The organism is Streptomyces odontomachi, assembly GCF_024435355.1.
Lineage (GTDB): Bacteria > Actinomycetota > Actinomycetes > Streptomycetales > Streptomycetaceae > Streptomyces > Streptomyces odontomachi.
The window spans coordinates 44,989-58,663 of sequence record NZ_JAMJWG010000031.1 but is presented as its reverse complement, the minus strand read 5'-3'; the positions used below and the strand labels follow the sequence as shown (position 1 = coordinate 58,663).

The window sequence follows — 13,675 nt, the reverse complement described above, 5'->3', positions numbered from 1 at the left end:
AGCCGAACCCGGACGAGAACGCAGCCAGCCGGAAAGGACCAGCCGCATGGCCATCCGCCATATCGTCGTCGACCTCGGAAGCGTGCTCTTCCACTTCGATCACCCTCGGCGTCTCGCCCTGCTCTCCGACATGTTCTCCCTGGAGGCCGACCGGGTGGACGCGCTGCTGTGGGGTTCCGGATTCAGCGCCGAGTGCGATGCGGGGCGCTACGGTTCGGCCGACGAGGTGCGTGCCGCCATGCGTGCCGTCGTGGGGTTCCAGGGCAGCGACGAGGAGTTGAACAAGGGATGGTGCAGCGCGTTCTCGCCTGACGACGCCGTCGTGGAGCAGCTGCGCCGGTACCGTGGCGACGCGCCGCTGACGCTGTTCACCAACAACGGCCCCCTGGAGGAAGAGGTCCTGCCCCGGCTCTTCCCGGAAGCCTTCGACAGCTTCGGCCAGTTGTTGTTCAGCTACCGCTTCGGGCTGCGCAAGCCCGACAAGGCCGCGTTCGAGGCCGCGGCCCGGCAGCTCGGCGGGGACTCCGACGGGGATCCCGGCGAGATCCTCTTCGTCGACGACAGCGGCACCAACGTCGAGGCGGCCCGCGCCTTCGGCTGGACGGCCCTGCGGTTCGAGGGCCCCGAGACCATCGCGCGCGCCCTCGGGGCCGCCGGGCCTTCGTCGGTCTGAGGGCTGGGGTCTGAAACTTGCGCCTGGGGCCGGGGGCCTGGTGCCTGGGGCCTGAGGCCTGGAGGTGGGGCGGCCTGGGATAGGTGACGGGGCGGTAGTTTGGCCGACTTTCGGTGCTCATGGCGGTTCTGTGCGGGAACAACCATAGTGAACCGGGCCCGTTCACCCGGCGCTTCCTCTGTTTCCGAAGGGCCTCGCCATGCCGAACGCCTCCCTGCCCGACCTCGCCAGAACCGCCCGTACCTACGCGGTCGACCTTGCCGAAAGGGTCGTCGCCACGTTCGTCGTGTCAGCCGCCGGCGTTGCGATCGCCGCCGGACCTGCCGACATGTTCCACGCCAGCTTCTGGCAGACCGTCGGCGCGGCGGGGATCGCCGCCGCGGGCTCCCTCGTCAAGGGCCTGATAGCCAAGGCGCTCGGTGACAGGAACTCGGCGTCGGTCGCACCCGGGGTGTGACAGCAGCCGGTTGGCCCGGCCCCGTCCCTGACCGGACGGGGCCGGGCCGTTCCGTGTCATGGCACGGCACGGCGTGGCGTGGCATGGCATGGCATAGATGACGGTGACCCTGAGGCGTCCCTGACATATCCCTCAGAGTTCCCGGACATGTGTCAGATTATTTTGACAGGTGCCCGATCGAGCCGTCATGGTGGCGGGGTGAGCGAGACTTCCGGGCCCTCGGGGGACGAACTGTTGAAGGTCCTGGCGGCGCTCGGCAACCCGCACCGCCTGCGGATCGTCGCCGCGCTGTCCCAGGGGCGCAACTACGTCAGTGCCCTGGCGCGCGAGATCGGCATGGGCCGCCCGCTGCTGCACATGCACCTGCAACGGCTGGAGGCTGCCGGGATCGTGGCCGGCTCCCTCGAACTCTCCGAGAGCGGCAAGGCGATGAAGTACTACGAGCTGACGCCCTTCTCGTACGAGCTGACGCCCGAAGTCGTCGCCCATGCGGCAGGCACGCTCACCGAAGGCGAGAAGCAAGGCGAGAGGCAAGACGACAGGCAAGACGAGAAGCGAGTCGAGAAGCAGGCGTCAAGCGGACGCCGGTGACGGCGAAGGAGGCCGGTTATGGGCGAAGACTGGGCGGCAGTGGTCGGCGCCGGAGGGGTCTTTCTCCTCCTGATCGTGGTCGTGCGGCAGTTCGCCGCAACCTGGCGGGCCCGGATGATGGCGGCGCGCGAGGAGCAGTACCGGCAGATGGCGGTCAAGTACCAGACCCTGTTGGAGGACAACGTCGAGATCCAGCGCCGCACGGTCGAGGAACTCGCCCAGTCCAGGGCCGCGCTCAGCTCGATGGAGCGGATGATGCGCGAGGTCGAGTAGCCGAGGGGCCGAGCGTCCGGGTAGCCAAGGCCCGGGAGCGGCCCAGGGGTTGTCAGGGGTGCCCTGACAACTCTACGCTCCCGTGTCAGGGTAAGCCTGACACGCCCGACACGCCTGACACGGGAGATGGCATGGTCACATCGGATGCCCCATCGACAGCGCGACGCGTCACGACCGACAGCCCCCGCTGTTCCTTCTGCGGCAAGCCGCGCACCGAGGTGGCCAAGCTGGTGGCGGGGCCTGGGGTGTACATCTGCGACGTGTGCGTCGGGCTGGCCGGAAGCGTCATCGAGGAGTCCCGGAGGAAGGCCGAGGAGCCCCGGGGGCAGGCCGAGGAGTCTCAGGGGGAAGCCGAGGAGGCCCGGGGGAACGCGGCCGGGCCCCGCCTGCCGATGTGGGAGGCGCTCAGCGATGAGCAGCTGCTCGAACACATCCCGCGGGTGGCGGCCGTGGCGGAGCAGGTGGAGGAGAACCTGCGCTCTTGGGTGCAGGAGCTACGCCGACGGGGCGTCACCTGGGTCCGGATCGGCCAGGTGCTGGGCGTCTCCCGGCAGTCGGCCTGGGAGCGGTTCTCGGGCGAGGAGTGACGGCCGGTTCCGCCGGTCCCGTCGGTTCTGCCCTGCGTCGGTTCCGCGTCGTCCAGGAAGCGGCGTAGCGGCGATCCCCGCCCGGTATCGTCTACAGTGCAGCAGACCGTCTACATGATTGTAGTCGCCGTACCGCGGTCAGCTGCGCAGGACGAAGGGGCACACGACGATGACCACAGCCACGCACCTGGCGTCGCAGTTCGCCGGCGAGGCGCTCGCCGTCAATGTGCTGGACGCGAAGTCGCTGTTGTCCGCCTTCGGGGTGCTGGGCGTCGGCGTGGTGCTGTTCGCCGAGACGGGGCTGCTGATCGGCTTCTTCCTGCCCGGTGACTCACTGCTGTTCACGGCGGGCCTGCTGTGCACCGGCTCGGCGGACCGCGGTGTGCAGCTGTCGCTCACGCCGCTGCTGGTCTGCGCCGTGATCGGTGCGCTGACCGGCTCGCAGTGCGGCTATCTCCTGGGTCGCAAGGCGGGTGGCGCGCTGCTGGCCCGGACCCGTTCGGCCAAGCTGCGCGAGGGCGCGCAGCGGGCGGAGGAGCTGCTGGAGCGGTACGGGATGGCCAAGGCGATCGTGCTGGCCAGGTTCGTGCCGGTGGTGCGTACGGTCCTCAACCCGATGGCCGGTGCGCTGGGCGTGCCGGTGCGGACGTTCACGGTGTGGCAGGTGGTCGGCGGGCTCCTGTGGAGCGTGGGCGTGATCGTCGCGGGCTATCTGCTCGGCTCCTCCATCCCCGACGTCGACCGCTATCTGCTGCCGATCGTCGGCGTGATCGTCGTGCTGTCGCTGCTGCCGGTCTGCGCGGAGGCGTACCGCTCCCGGCGGAGCGCCAAGGCGCGGGCCGCGGGCGGCTCCGGTGGCGGCGCGGAGGTGAACGGCGCGGAGGCGAACGGCGCGCGCCGCCCGGACCAGGACACGGATGGCGCGCGCCCATGAGGGTCACCCTCGACGGTTCGCCGCTCGACGGCTCGGCCTACCTCACCGTGGTGGATCTCGCCCGCCGCGCCCCCGGCTGGCTGGACGGTGCCGTTTCGGTCTGGTCCAGCTCCGGTCTGGTGGTGTTCGCCCTGCTCATGGCGGGGGCCTGGTGGCGGGCGCGCCGGGTGGGCGCCACGGCGGCGATGCTGGCGTTGGCCGCCCCGCTGGTCGTCCTCGCGGCCTACGGGTGCGACGAGGTGCTGAAGCTGGCGGTGCGCGAGGACCGGCCCTGCCGGAGCCTGCGGGTGATGACGCTGGAGGCGTGCGCTGCGCCGGGCGACTGGTCCTTCCCGAGCAACCATGCGGCCATTTCCGCCGCGGCGGCCGTCGCCCTGCTGTGGGTCTCCCGTCGTATCGCCGCCGTCGCCGCGCTCGCCGCCGCCACCATGGCCGCCTCCCGTGTCTGGGTGGGCGCCCACTACCCGCACGACGTCGTCGCCGGCCTGCTCGTCGGTGCCCTGATCGCGGCGGCCGCGATAACGGCGCTACGACGCCGCCCGGAGGCCCTGGTCCGACGGATCACGGCCGCCGCCTGGCTGCGACCGCTGCTGTCGGCGTCGTGAGTGGCGGGATCGATGAGGTGGCAGGGATCGACGAGCAGGGACGAGCAGGGACGAGCAAGTGACGACTAAGGGACGAGCAGGGACGAGCGGTGCGTAGGGGTGCGGGAGCGACGAGAGGCGGGTGAGGTGGACGCTGACCTGAACGGTGCGGGCGCCGGCTTAAGAGGTGCGGGCCCTGACGCGAGCGGCGTGGGCACGCCGGTCCGACGTGGTGCCGGTGCGGACGGTGGAGACGGTGCGGACGCCGGTGTCGGCGACGGAGGCAGTACGGACGCCGGTGTCGGCGACGGAGGCGGTGCGGAGGCCGGTGTCGGCGACGGAGGCGGTCACGCGGCGGCTGCTGCCGCCACGGTCGCGCTGACCGCGTTCACCGTGTTCGTCGCGCTGGCCTGGTTCATGGCCGTACGTGGCGGCCCGCTCCCCGTGGACGACACCCTTCTGAACTGGTCCGTGGCCCACCGCCCCGCCGTGGCGACGGCGCTGGCCCGGGGGCTCACGGCCACCGGTACCGGCGTCACCCCGTACGCACTCCTCGTGGTCGCGGGTGTCGCCGTGGGACGTTCCGCGCGGCAGCGGTTGCTCGCCGCCGTCCTGGGCACCGGCTGCCTGGGCGCGGCGCAGGCCGTGCGCTACGCGACGATGGCGCTGGTCGAGCGGCCCCGCCCGCCGCGGCTGGACTGGCAGACGCACGGCACCGGCTGGGCGTTCCCCTCCGGGCACACCACCACAGCCGCGATCACCGCCGGCCTCCTCGTCCTCGCCGTCCTGCTGGCGGCACCGCACGGCCGGGGCCTTCTCATGGCCGTCATCGGCTGCTGGGGCGTACTGGTCGGGCTCACACGGATCTATCTCGCGGTGCACTGGTGCAGCGACGTCATCGGCGGCTGGCTGTTCGCGGCAGGCTGGCTGGGGCTGGTCCTGTGGGCAGCGGGCCGCTGGCTCCCGGCACCGCTCCGCCGTCGGGTCAGAGCCGTCGCTTGACCTCGTACCGCGGTCCCAGGTCGGGATCGTCCGGGTGCTGCAACTCGGCCGCCAAGCCGTGCGCCACGATCAGGTCGTGCAGCAGTCCACGGGTCTGCTCCCGGGGCACTCCGCTGCGGCGCGCGATCTCCTCCAGGTACACGCCCTCACCACCGTTCTCCGTCTCTGCGGTGGTCAACGTCTCGAAGACCCGTGCGTGTGCAGCGGAGTACTCGGGGTGCCCGCGGCCCTGGAACGGGCTGGCTTCGGGGCCGGTCGGGGGCCCCGAGCCACCCGAGACGTCATACGGCCACTGCTGCTTGCCACGGTGTTCCGTGGCTATCTTCACCTCGTGTTCGGTCGATGTGCCCAGATGCGTGCGCTGCTTGGAAGCGCCGGTCGTCGTCCCCTGGAAACTGGGCCGCTCACCTGCGCGTTCGGCTTTACGCGCGGCTGCGCGCCGCTGGGCCTCGTCCCCTTCCATCTTCTTGCGCACCATGTCCGAAGCTCCCGGTGATGGCTTCTGGTGATAGCACCCGGTGACCGGCGGTTGGCCTGCCGCGTGCGTGCGGTCGACGCCGCCGGAATGCATACGTCACGGGTCGGGTGACACCGGGCCCGCTGGTCAAACCCGCCGTTCACACGGCGGCCCGGGCAGGCGCCGGCACGGTCTGCGCAGACCGCTTGACCTTGCCCTTCGGGGAAGGACGACCGTGTCCACACGGCTCACTCGAGCCCGGGACGAAGCGGGCAGAGACGAGCAGCGGCAGAGACGAGCACCGGCAGAGACGAAGAGGGCAGAGGGGGAGTTCGCGTGACGGAGGCCTGCGTCGTTCTCGACATCGGCGGCGTACTGGAGATCACGCCGGAGACCGGATGGGTGGAGAGGTGGGAGGAGCGGCTGGAGCTGCCGCCGGGTGCGGTCCATGCGCGGATGAGCGACGTGTGGCGGGCCGGGAGCGTCGGGACCATCGGCGAGCAAGAGGTGCACGAGCAAGTAGCGGCGCGCCTGCGTCTCGACCCGCCCCAGGTCGACGCCTTCATGGCCGATCTGTGGACGGAGTACCTCGGGACGCCGAACGAGGAGCTCATCGGCTCGCTGCGGCGGCTGCGCGGAAGCTGCAAGCTGGGCATCCTGAGCAACAGCTTCGTCGGCGCCCGAGAGCGGGAGGCAGCGCTCTACCGCTTCGACGCCCTGGTCGACCGCATCGTGTACTCGCACGAGATCGGTGTCGAGAAGCCCGACCCGCGGGCGTTCGAGGCCGTCTGCGCCAGCCTGGAGGTGCGTCCCGAGGAGTGTCTCTTCGTCGACGACGTCGCACGCAACGTCACGGCCGCCCGGGCGATGGGCATGCAGGGACACCTCTTCGAGGACAACGTCCGGACGATCGCACGCATCGCCGCCCATCTGGACGGGCGGTCCCCCGGGCCCCGGCCGGACGGGGCACGTGGGCGATCGGGCACGTAGGCAATCGTTCACGTGGGCAATCGTTCACGTGGGCGATCGGGCACGTGGGCAATCGTCCATGTGGGTGATCGGGCACGTGGGCAATCGTTCACGTGGACGACGCTGCGTGCTGCCGTCGTCCTGCGCGGGTGTCGTCAGCCCTCGCCCCGCTCTCGCATCCAGCGCTGTAGGTACCGCCCCAGCGCCGTCGTCGCCGCGGTCAGGAAGACGAAGCTGTAGAGGATCTGCACGATCGCGACGATGCGGGCCGACTGCCCGATCGGAGCGATGTCGCCGTAGCCGATGGTGGCCAGGGACACCAGCGTGAAGTAGACCGCGTCGAGCCGGGTGTGCAGGTTGCGGACCTCGCCGGGCTGCTTGGAGAGCGAGTAGTACGCGGCGGCGAACAGGAACACGCTCAGGCAGACCAGCAGCGGGATGACCAGGCCGGGCCGGAGCGCTCTCCGATCGGTGAGGACATCACGGATCTGCCACAGCAGCAGCACCGCGACCACGCCGAGGAGCGTCACGAAGACGGTCCAGCCCGCGGCCGGGTGGTGCGGTCCGAAGCGGTCGAGGGGGAGCAGGCAGTACGCCGTCACCACACCGGCCAGGAACAGCAGGGTGAGGGCGTACGACCGGGCGGAGCCAGTGGCGGAACCGGGCGGTCGGGCACGGCCCTGCGGTCCCGGTCCGGAGCCCGTCCGCGGCCCCGGACCCTGGCCCGAGCCCCCGCCCGGACCCGGTTCACCGGCACCGCCCGTGGGCCGTGCCGTCACAGCCGTCCCTCATGTCGCCGATGGCCGCACGGGCGGCCGGACCGCTGCGTCGCCGTGGTCAACCCATGGTCTCCCGCCTGCGGTCGGTGCACACCGCCCAGATCACGAACGTGTCGATCGCGATCGAGACGATCGCCCAGATCGGCTGGAAGGGCAGCCAGATGAAGTTGGCGATCAGGCTGAGCGCGGCGATGGCGATGGCGACCATGCGCGCCCAGCGTGCCCCGGTGGTGAGCAGTGCGAGGCCCGCGAGGGCGAGGACCACGCCCAGGCCGAGGTGCAGCCAGCCCCAGGAGTTGACGTTGTAGCTGTACACGTAGTTGCCGGGGCGGGTGTACGCGTTGTTGCTGATGATCCCTGCGATGCCCTTGACGACGCCGAGCATCCCGTCCACCAGGAGCAGGATGCCTGCGAAGATCGTGCCGCCGCGCGCCCAGGAGGCGGTGCCGGGCGGCCGGACGTGCGGCGTACGGGGTGCCGCTGTCTGCGCCATGAGGACTCCTTGTGTCGTCTCCTCCGCCATGAGGGGGCATGCGGTTCATGACCTGCACGCCCCTCATGACGTCATGAGGGGCAGGAGGAGACACCGATGGCATCGGGCCGTGCCGGCCGACTCGGGCCGCGCCCGCCAGGTGGTCACCCGCGTCCCCCCGTCCCGTGACACCAACGTGTGCACCCGCCGCCCGGGCCACCACCCGGACGCGTCCAAATGGGTGATAGCGGGGGAAACGGTGCAGGTCAGGAAGGATGCGGTCACGCGGGTGTCGGCCGCCGGCCGCCGGCCGCCGGGCCCGATGGCGCGGGACGCTAGATCCCCGTCTGGTGGTCGTCCCCGTAGCGGAAGGAGACCGCGTTCTCGTAACGGAAGGCGCCGGCGGCACCGCGGTTGTCGACGACGTGCACGTCACTGATCGGGTGCGCCGGTTCGTCCCCGCCGGCCGCCTGGGCGACCACGCCGACGACGTGGCGCTGTGATCCGGATGTCAGGGCCACGACATTGCTGGCGACGTCGATCGTGGTGAGATCGTTGAGGGAGGCCTTGACGAGGATGCCGCCGACGCAGTTCTGGACGTCGTTGGCGCGGATGACCACCCGCTGGGTGTTGAAGGCGCCGATCGCGTCGTACACCGCGTCGGTGACCTTGTTGCCCTCGATCAGCACGTCGGTGTGGGTGTGACCGCTCACCGTGGTGTGCGAGCCGCACAGCTGGCCCCACCCGGCCCTCGAACCCGAGGGCGCGCACTCGTTGCGCAGGATGCGGATGTCGGTGCACGGCGTGTTGTCGGCTCGGCCGCCCCAGGCGGTGTTGCCGCTCGCGACGTCGAGCTGGACGGCCTCGCCGTGCCACTGCCCCTGAGTGAGGTCGGGTATCCATCCCTGGAGTGCGCAGCCGGTGACGGTGGCGGACTTGACCGCGTTCAGTTCGATCGCGTGCCAGGACTTCACGTTCCAGATGGTGACGTTGTCGACCAGCACGTTCGCGGTGTGCTCGAAGGTGAAGACGTTCATCGGCGGTGCCGGAATGGCCCACCGGATGTCGTCGTCCGTCAGGCCCGACTGGTGCAGGTAGGTGTAGGAGGCATCCCAGGAGCCTCCGGTCACCCGGATGTTGCCCGGCGCGGTGTAGCCGGGGGTGTCCGACGGTACGTAGTTGCAGAGCAGCGTGGCATGCAGTGTCACGGACTTGTCCACGGCCCGTCCTGCGACGGTGGCGGGGTAGCCGTCCGCCGCGCTGTAGACGTCGGACTTCGTGACGTAGGTCGCCGCCACGGTGGGAAAGGCGGCCTCGAACCGTGAGGTGCCCGCGTCGAGGTGGGTGTTGCCGCCGATCACCAGGGTGTCCTTGAGGGTGTAAGGACCGGAGGCCGCCTTGACGAGAATCCGCCCTCCCTCCGACGTTCCCCATCCGGCGTCCGCACCGCGGGCGGCGGCGTCGAGTGCGTCGCGCAGTGCCTTCACGTTCGCCGCCTCGTTGGCCGGCCTCGGGTTGATCGCTAACGCGGTGGTGGCAGAGGCGGCGCCTCCGGCGGTGCCCAGCGCGAGGGTTGCCGTCCCCGTCAGCGCGCTCGCGCGCAGCAGGTGACGTCGGGTCAGTGGTGACAAGGGTCCTCCCATGAGGTTCGTCGCTGCGGGCTGGCTGCCGGCTGCCGGCTACCGGCTGCTGGTGAGTGGTGAGTGGTGAGTGGTGAGTGGTGAGTCAGTGGTTACGGGTTGCAGAAGTCCGTCCACGCCTGGCGGCTTGGTCTGTCGGTGAGCCGGTAGTCGGGGCCGTCGTGGGTCCGCCAGTCCTCGTCGAAGTACTCGGCGAACAGGGCGCCGTGCTCGGTCAGGTAGGACGAGACGTCCCGCAGCCACTGCGCCCGGCCGGTGCCGGAGTCGCCCGTGACCAGGCCGGTGCCGGTCTCGGGGATGGCGAAGGGCAGGCCTTCCTGGTCGCTGATCTGCGCGATCTGGCCGAACATGTCCTCAGGGGCGCGGTACGTGGTCGGCGCGGGTTTGGTGCTGCTGTACGCGTCCCACCCCAGCACGTCGATCGTGTCGGCGCCGGGGTAGTAGTCCCGCCAGTTGCGGCCGGAGGCCGGCTGCAAGCTCCACTCCATGAGGATCAGCGTGGCCCGCAGGCGCGGGTGATTCGTCTCGGCGGCCGCCTGCGCCAGCACCTTCCAGGCGTCCCGGTACTGCTGGGCGGTGAATTCGCCGTTCTTTATGTTGTCTTCCGGCTCGTGGTAGTACGACCAGTAGATGTCCTGGTCGACCGGTGCGGTGGCGAACCAGTTGCGCAGGGTGTCCAGCGTGCCGTTCGTGTTGTCGATGATGTCGGTGGGCGCTGCTTTGAAGGAGACGGTGAGCGGGCGACCCCCGACGTCCACCTTTCCGGGCCAGGCCTGGGGCAGCCCGCCGTAGTAGATGCGGATGGCCTCCAGGCCCTCGTAGCGCGCATCTTCGTTTTCCAGGCCGTCCTGCCAGTTCCCGCCGTTGCCGACACCGAGGGTCGAGCCGCATAACGTCTGCGTGGCTCTCGTCCCCGTCGCCGTCCCCGTCGCCGACGGCCCGGCCGTCCCGTCGGCGAGGGCGATGGACGACGTGCTGATCGTGGCGACCGCGGTGACCGTGGCGACCACGGCCGCGGCACTCACCGCGGGTGGCAGGCGCCTGGTGCGGCGGACCGGTGGGGTGGCTTGTGGAGAATGTAGAGACATGGTGTGTGCATTTACCAGCGGGGCACGGAGCGTTCAAGGTTCCTGACCTGAACTGGCAGGCGGGGGACCTGTTGTAGCCATCGTCGTGCCGCGGCCCGTGCATGCGCGGGAGCGCCCCCGGCCATGCTGCGGCCGGGGGCGCTGGTTGCTGATGTAGCAGGTCAGCAGGGTGAGATGTAGAAGACCGGCGTCCAGCTGGCCGTGCCGGAGTCCTTGGCGGTGTTCGTCCAGCGCACGCTGCCGTCGGAGTTGTAGAAGATGGCGACGGTGCCCGTGGTCTGGTTGTTGTTGAAGACTCCGTCGCCTATGCCGTCGAAGCTGTAGAGGCCGCAGTAGTAGTAGTCGTAGAGGTCCCCCACGCCGTCCTGGATGCACAGGTGGCCGCTGCCGCAGGCGAGCGTCGCCGCGCTGGGGTTGGAGCCGGGTGCCGAGACGGTCAGGGTGCCACCCGGGATGCTCAGCTTGTGGGCGTTGACCTGCTGGGCGTCGGGGTGGGTGGCCAGGTACGTGTCGATCTTCTGCTGGAGCGCGGTCGCGGAGGCCGGTGCCGCGGATGCGCTGCCGACGGCGACCTGCCCCACGACCAGCGCCGCTGCCGCAGCAGCCAGGGCCAGAGCCTTGCTCGGTGACATGTGTTCTCCCCCTCGTGTGTGGATGCCGCCATGTGGCGCTCGATCCCCCCTGGGGGCGCCGGGCGGCTCCGAACGCGTCTCATCGTGGTGGAGGCGAGAGGGTGCGGCGAAGAGGGAAATTTGTCATGTTCAGGTGATGTGTGGACCGATCCCTGGTATTCATGCGATTTCACTGTCTTCAGGTGGCTTCAGGTGACCGTGCCACCGCATCCGGCGGCAACGTGCCGGAGCAGGGCGCGGCGAGCCGGCTTCGCGCTGCTCAGCAAGGGCAGCCGAGGGTTCTCCCGACGGTTCACGTGACCGCGTCAGGGCCCTACAAGTCGGCGCGCTGGTCCTTGTGTCACGACCGGTATTCGATGCCCACGCGCCGAGCGAGCCGCATCCGGCTATTGGCCGAACCGCCGCCGGCGGTCCCCGAAGCTGCGGACCGCGCGCAGGAAGTCGACCTCGCGGAACGCGGGCCAGTACGCCTCGCAGAAATACAGCTCGGAATAGGCGCTCTGCCAGAGCAGGAAGTTCGACATGCGCTGCTCCCCGCTGGTCCGGATGACGAGATCGGGATCCGGCTGCCCGGCCGTGTACAGGTGCCGGGCGATGTCGTCCACGGTGAGCCGTTCGGCGAGGTCGGCGGGGGACTGACCGCTCGCCGCGCTCTCGTGCAGCAGCTCGCGCAGCGCGTCGACGACTTCCTGCCGGCCGCCGTACCCGATGGCGAGCGTCACGTGGGCGTCCGTCGGGCAGTCCCGGGTGGTCTCGACTGCGGTCTTGAGCGCACGGGCCGTGTCGTCCGGAAGCACGTCGAGGGTGCCGGCGATGTGCACCTGCCAGCGGGCGTCCGGTCGGGCCAGCTTGTCGGTGACGACCTGTTCGATCAGCTTCATCAGGAACGTGACCTCGGTGTCGCCGCGGCGCCGGAGGTTCTCCGTCGAGCACACGTACACCGTGACGTGCTTGATCCCCAGCCCCTCGCACCAGCCGAGCACGTGCTCCACGTGCTCGGCTCCGAACTTGTGCCCCAGGCTGGGACTGGCCAGCCCCATCTGCCGGGCCCAGCGCCGGTTCCCGTCCATGATCAGCCCGACGTGCGCGGGCAACGGACCGCCCGCGAGCCGTTGCCGCAGCCGTCGCGCGTACAGGGCGTAGAGGGGTGAGGTGAGGCGCATGAGGTGCCCTTCCCGTAGGAGCAGGTGAGGCCGGTGAGCCGGATATCCGGTCGTCCAGTCTGTCGCAGTCACCCGCATCGTCTGCCGTCGTTTTGCCGACGGTCCTCCGACGATGCGCCGTCGGTCATCCGACGATCCGCCGTCGGGTGCTCTGAGACCATCACCCCCATGAACCCTCAGCCCGCCACCTCCGCCACCTCCGCCGCCGCGTCCGCCTCCGCCCCCGCCCCCGCAGAACGGCCCGAAGGCATCGGCCGTGCCGTGGTCCTCGAGGAGGTCGGGCGGCCCTCGGTGGTGCGGGAGTTCCCGATCCCGCCGGCCCCGGCCGGCGGGGCCGTCGTGGCCTGCGGGTACGGGGGCGTCTGCGGAACGGATCTGCACCTCCAGCAGGGGCATCTGGCGGTGCCCACCCCGCTGGTGCTGGGGCACGAAGGGCTCGGCACGCTGCGGGCGCTGGGGGACGCGCCGGCGGGCGACGGGCCGGCGTCCGCCGTGGACGCCACGGGTGCGCCGCTGGCCGTCGGGGACACGGTGATGTGGGCGTCGTCGATCGCCTGCGGGACCTGTCCACCGTGCCGGCTGCACCGCGAGCCCACGCTCTGCGAGAACCGCCGCACCTACGGCGTGAACCGTTCCCTCACGGACGGCCCCGCCCTCTCCGGCTCCTGGGCCGACCACATCGTCCTGCAACCCGGCACCACCGTGGTGCGCACCGCCGAGGGCCTCGACCCGCTGGCCGCCATGGCGCTGGCGTGCGCCGGGCCGACCGTGGTCCACGCACTGTACGAACGCCGCCCGGTGCGCCTGGGGGAGACCGTGGTGGTGCAGGGCAGCGGTCCTGTGGGCCTCGCGGCTGCGGCGTTCGCCCAGCTCTCCGGCGCCGGCAAGGTGGTCGTCGTGGGCGGTCCCGCCGGGCGGCTGCGGCAGGCCGCAGCGGCGGGCATCGGCGACGTGCACCTGAACATCGCGGAGGCCGACGACCCCGGCGCTGTGCTCGACGAGGCACGGGAAGCCGCCGGCGGTGACGGCGCCGACCTCGTCATCGAGTGCGCGGGCGTGCCGGCCGCCGTCGCCCAGGGGCTCAGGCTGGCCCGCCGGGGCGGCTCCTACCTGGTGATCGGGCAGTACACGGACGCCGGCGACACCCTTCTGAACCCGCACCAGATCGTCCACCGCCAGCTCGACGTCATCGGTTCCTGGGCCTTCAGCGGCGCCCACCTGGTGGAGTACGTACGCCTGCTGCCCGCGCTCGTCGCCCGCTTCGACCTGGCGAGCCTGGTGACCACGTTCCCGCTGGACGAGCACGAGCGGGCGACGGCGGCGGTGGCGGAGGGCACGGTGATGAAGGCGGTGCTGGTGAGCTGACGGCCGCCG

Annotated in this window: 17 protein-coding genes; 10 read left to right on the top strand and 7 right to left on the bottom strand. The window is 70.7% G+C overall.

Going from position 1 to position 13,675, the window contains the following annotated elements; all coding sequences use genetic code 11:
* Nucleotides 1-46: 46 nt before the first annotated feature.
* The 8 genes from NQO67_RS39180 (at nt 47) to NQO67_RS39145 (ending at nt 5,101) form a co-directional block, all read left to right on the top strand.
* Complete coding sequence (locus NQO67_RS39180; protein WP_255955276.1) at nt 47-673, top strand: HAD family hydrolase; 627 nt, start codon at nt 47-49, stop codon at nt 671-673.
* Between the two features lie 199 nt (nt 674-872).
* Nucleotides 873-1,130, top strand: a complete 258-nt coding sequence (locus NQO67_RS39175) for a hypothetical protein (RefSeq protein WP_255955275.1) — start codon at nt 873-875, stop codon at nt 1,128-1,130.
* 198 nt (nt 1,131-1,328) lie between these two features.
* Nucleotides 1,329-1,721: an ArsR/SmtB family transcription factor gene (locus tag NQO67_RS39170; RefSeq protein ID WP_255955273.1), complete on the top strand. Its 393-nt coding sequence runs from the start codon at nt 1,329-1,331 to the stop codon at nt 1,719-1,721.
* Between the two features lie 18 nt (nt 1,722-1,739).
* Nucleotides 1,740-1,994, top strand: coding sequence for a hypothetical protein (locus NQO67_RS39165; protein ID WP_255955272.1), 255 nt, complete (start codon nt 1,740-1,742; stop codon nt 1,992-1,994).
* Nucleotides 1,995-2,125: 131 nt separating this feature from the next.
* Nucleotides 2,126-2,581 (top strand): ClpX C4-type zinc finger protein, encoded by a 456-nt coding sequence (locus NQO67_RS44720; protein ID WP_374119276.1) that lies wholly within the window; start codon nt 2,126-2,128, stop codon nt 2,579-2,581.
* 169 nt (nt 2,582-2,750) lie between these two features.
* The gene (locus tag NQO67_RS39155; RefSeq protein ID WP_255955271.1) at nt 2,751-3,515 is read left to right on the top strand and encodes a DedA family protein; all 765 of its coding nucleotides are present in this window, start codon (nt 2,751-2,753) and stop codon (nt 3,513-3,515) included.
* Nucleotides 3,512-4,120 (top strand): phosphatase PAP2 family protein, encoded by a 609-nt coding sequence (locus tag NQO67_RS39150; protein ID WP_255955270.1) that lies wholly within the window; start codon nt 3,512-3,514, stop codon nt 4,118-4,120. Before NQO67_RS39155 ends, NQO67_RS39150 begins: the two co-directional genes overlap by 4 nt.
* 189 nt (nt 4,121-4,309) lie before the next feature.
* Nucleotides 4,310-5,101, top strand: a complete 792-nt coding sequence (locus NQO67_RS39145) for a phosphatase PAP2 family protein (RefSeq protein ID WP_374119275.1) — start codon at nt 4,310-4,312, stop codon at nt 5,099-5,101.
* Here NQO67_RS39145 and NQO67_RS39140 read toward each other — a convergent pair.
* A complete protein-coding gene (locus tag NQO67_RS39140; RefSeq protein ID WP_255955269.1) occupies nt 5,085-5,579 on the bottom strand; it encodes a hypothetical protein in 495 nt (164 codons plus the stop codon). The two genes, NQO67_RS39145 and NQO67_RS39140, sit on opposite strands and share 17 nt — an antisense overlap.
* A 315-nt stretch (nt 5,580-5,894) precedes the next feature.
* On the opposite strand from NQO67_RS39140, the gene NQO67_RS39135 reads away from it, so the two are divergent.
* Complete coding sequence (locus tag NQO67_RS39135) at nt 5,895-6,548, top strand: HAD family hydrolase (RefSeq protein WP_255955268.1); 654 nt, start codon at nt 5,895-5,897, stop codon at nt 6,546-6,548.
* Nucleotides 6,549-6,682: 134 nt separating this feature from the next.
* Here the strand turns inward: NQO67_RS39135 and NQO67_RS39130 are convergent, their stop codons facing one another.
* From NQO67_RS39130 to uppS, 6 genes are all read right to left on the bottom strand, one after another.
* Nucleotides 6,683-7,306, bottom strand: a complete 624-nt coding sequence (locus NQO67_RS39130) for a potassium channel family protein (protein WP_308295740.1) — start codon at nt 7,304-7,306, stop codon at nt 6,683-6,685.
* 58 nt (nt 7,307-7,364) lie between these two features.
* Entirely contained in the window at nt 7,365-7,799 is a 435-nt protein-coding gene (locus tag NQO67_RS39125; RefSeq protein WP_255955267.1) for a DUF7144 family membrane protein, read from the bottom strand.
* A 314-nt stretch (nt 7,800-8,113) separates the two neighbouring features.
* On the bottom strand, nt 8,114-9,409 hold the full coding sequence (locus NQO67_RS39120) for a hypothetical protein (RefSeq protein WP_255955266.1): 1,296 nt from the start codon (nt 9,407-9,409) through the stop codon (nt 8,114-8,116).
* A 101-nt stretch (nt 9,410-9,510) separates the two neighbouring features.
* Entirely contained in the window at nt 9,511-10,506 is a 996-nt protein-coding gene (locus NQO67_RS39115) for a glycoside hydrolase family 26 protein (protein WP_255955265.1), read from the bottom strand.
* Between the two features lie 161 nt (nt 10,507-10,667).
* Nucleotides 10,668-11,138, bottom strand: coding sequence for a hypothetical protein (locus NQO67_RS39110; protein WP_255955264.1), 471 nt, complete (start codon nt 11,136-11,138; stop codon nt 10,668-10,670).
* A 386-nt stretch (nt 11,139-11,524) separates the two neighbouring features.
* On the bottom strand, nt 11,525-12,301 hold the full coding sequence (uppS, locus tag NQO67_RS39105; RefSeq protein ID WP_255955262.1) for a polyprenyl diphosphate synthase: 777 nt from the start codon (nt 12,299-12,301) through the stop codon (nt 11,525-11,527).
* A gap of 168 nt (nt 12,302-12,469) precedes the next feature.
* Here uppS and NQO67_RS39100 point away from each other — a divergent pair, with 168 nt between their 5' ends.
* Nucleotides 12,470-13,666, top strand: a complete 1,197-nt coding sequence (locus NQO67_RS39100; RefSeq protein ID WP_255955260.1) for a zinc-binding dehydrogenase — start codon at nt 12,470-12,472, stop codon at nt 13,664-13,666.
* Nucleotides 13,667-13,675: the final 9 nt, after the last annotated feature.

Coding starts and splice junctions, on each gene's coding strand:
- NQO67_RS39100 (WP_255955260.1), top strand. CDS start 12,470: ATGAACCCTCAGCCCGCCACCTCCGCCACCTCCGCCGCCGCGTCCGCC.
- NQO67_RS39115 (WP_255955265.1), bottom strand. CDS start 10,506: ATGTCTCTACATTCTCCACAAGCCACCCCACCGGTCCGCCGCACCAGG.
- NQO67_RS44720 (WP_374119276.1), top strand. CDS start 2,126: ATGGTCACATCGGATGCCCCATCGACAGCGCGACGCGTCACGACCGAC.
- NQO67_RS39140 (WP_255955269.1), bottom strand. CDS start 5,579: ATGGTGCGCAAGAAGATGGAAGGGGACGAGGCCCAGCGGCGCGCAGCC.
- NQO67_RS39180 (WP_255955276.1), top strand. CDS start 47: ATGGCCATCCGCCATATCGTCGTCGACCTCGGAAGCGTGCTCTTCCAC.
- NQO67_RS39125 (WP_255955267.1), bottom strand. CDS start 7,799: ATGGCGCAGACAGCGGCACCCCGTACGCCGCACGTCCGGCCGCCCGGC.
- NQO67_RS39150 (WP_255955270.1), top strand. CDS start 3,512: ATGAGGGTCACCCTCGACGGTTCGCCGCTCGACGGCTCGGCCTACCTC.
- NQO67_RS39155 (WP_255955271.1), top strand. CDS start 2,751: ATGACCACAGCCACGCACCTGGCGTCGCAGTTCGCCGGCGAGGCGCTC.
- uppS (WP_255955262.1), bottom strand. CDS start 12,301: ATGCGCCTCACCTCACCCCTCTACGCCCTGTACGCGCGACGGCTGCGG.
- NQO67_RS39175 (WP_255955275.1), top strand. CDS start 873: ATGCCGAACGCCTCCCTGCCCGACCTCGCCAGAACCGCCCGTACCTAC.
- NQO67_RS39110 (WP_255955264.1), bottom strand. CDS start 11,138: ATGTCACCGAGCAAGGCTCTGGCCCTGGCTGCTGCGGCAGCGGCGCTG.
- NQO67_RS39165 (WP_255955272.1), top strand. CDS start 1,740: ATGGGCGAAGACTGGGCGGCAGTGGTCGGCGCCGGAGGGGTCTTTCTC.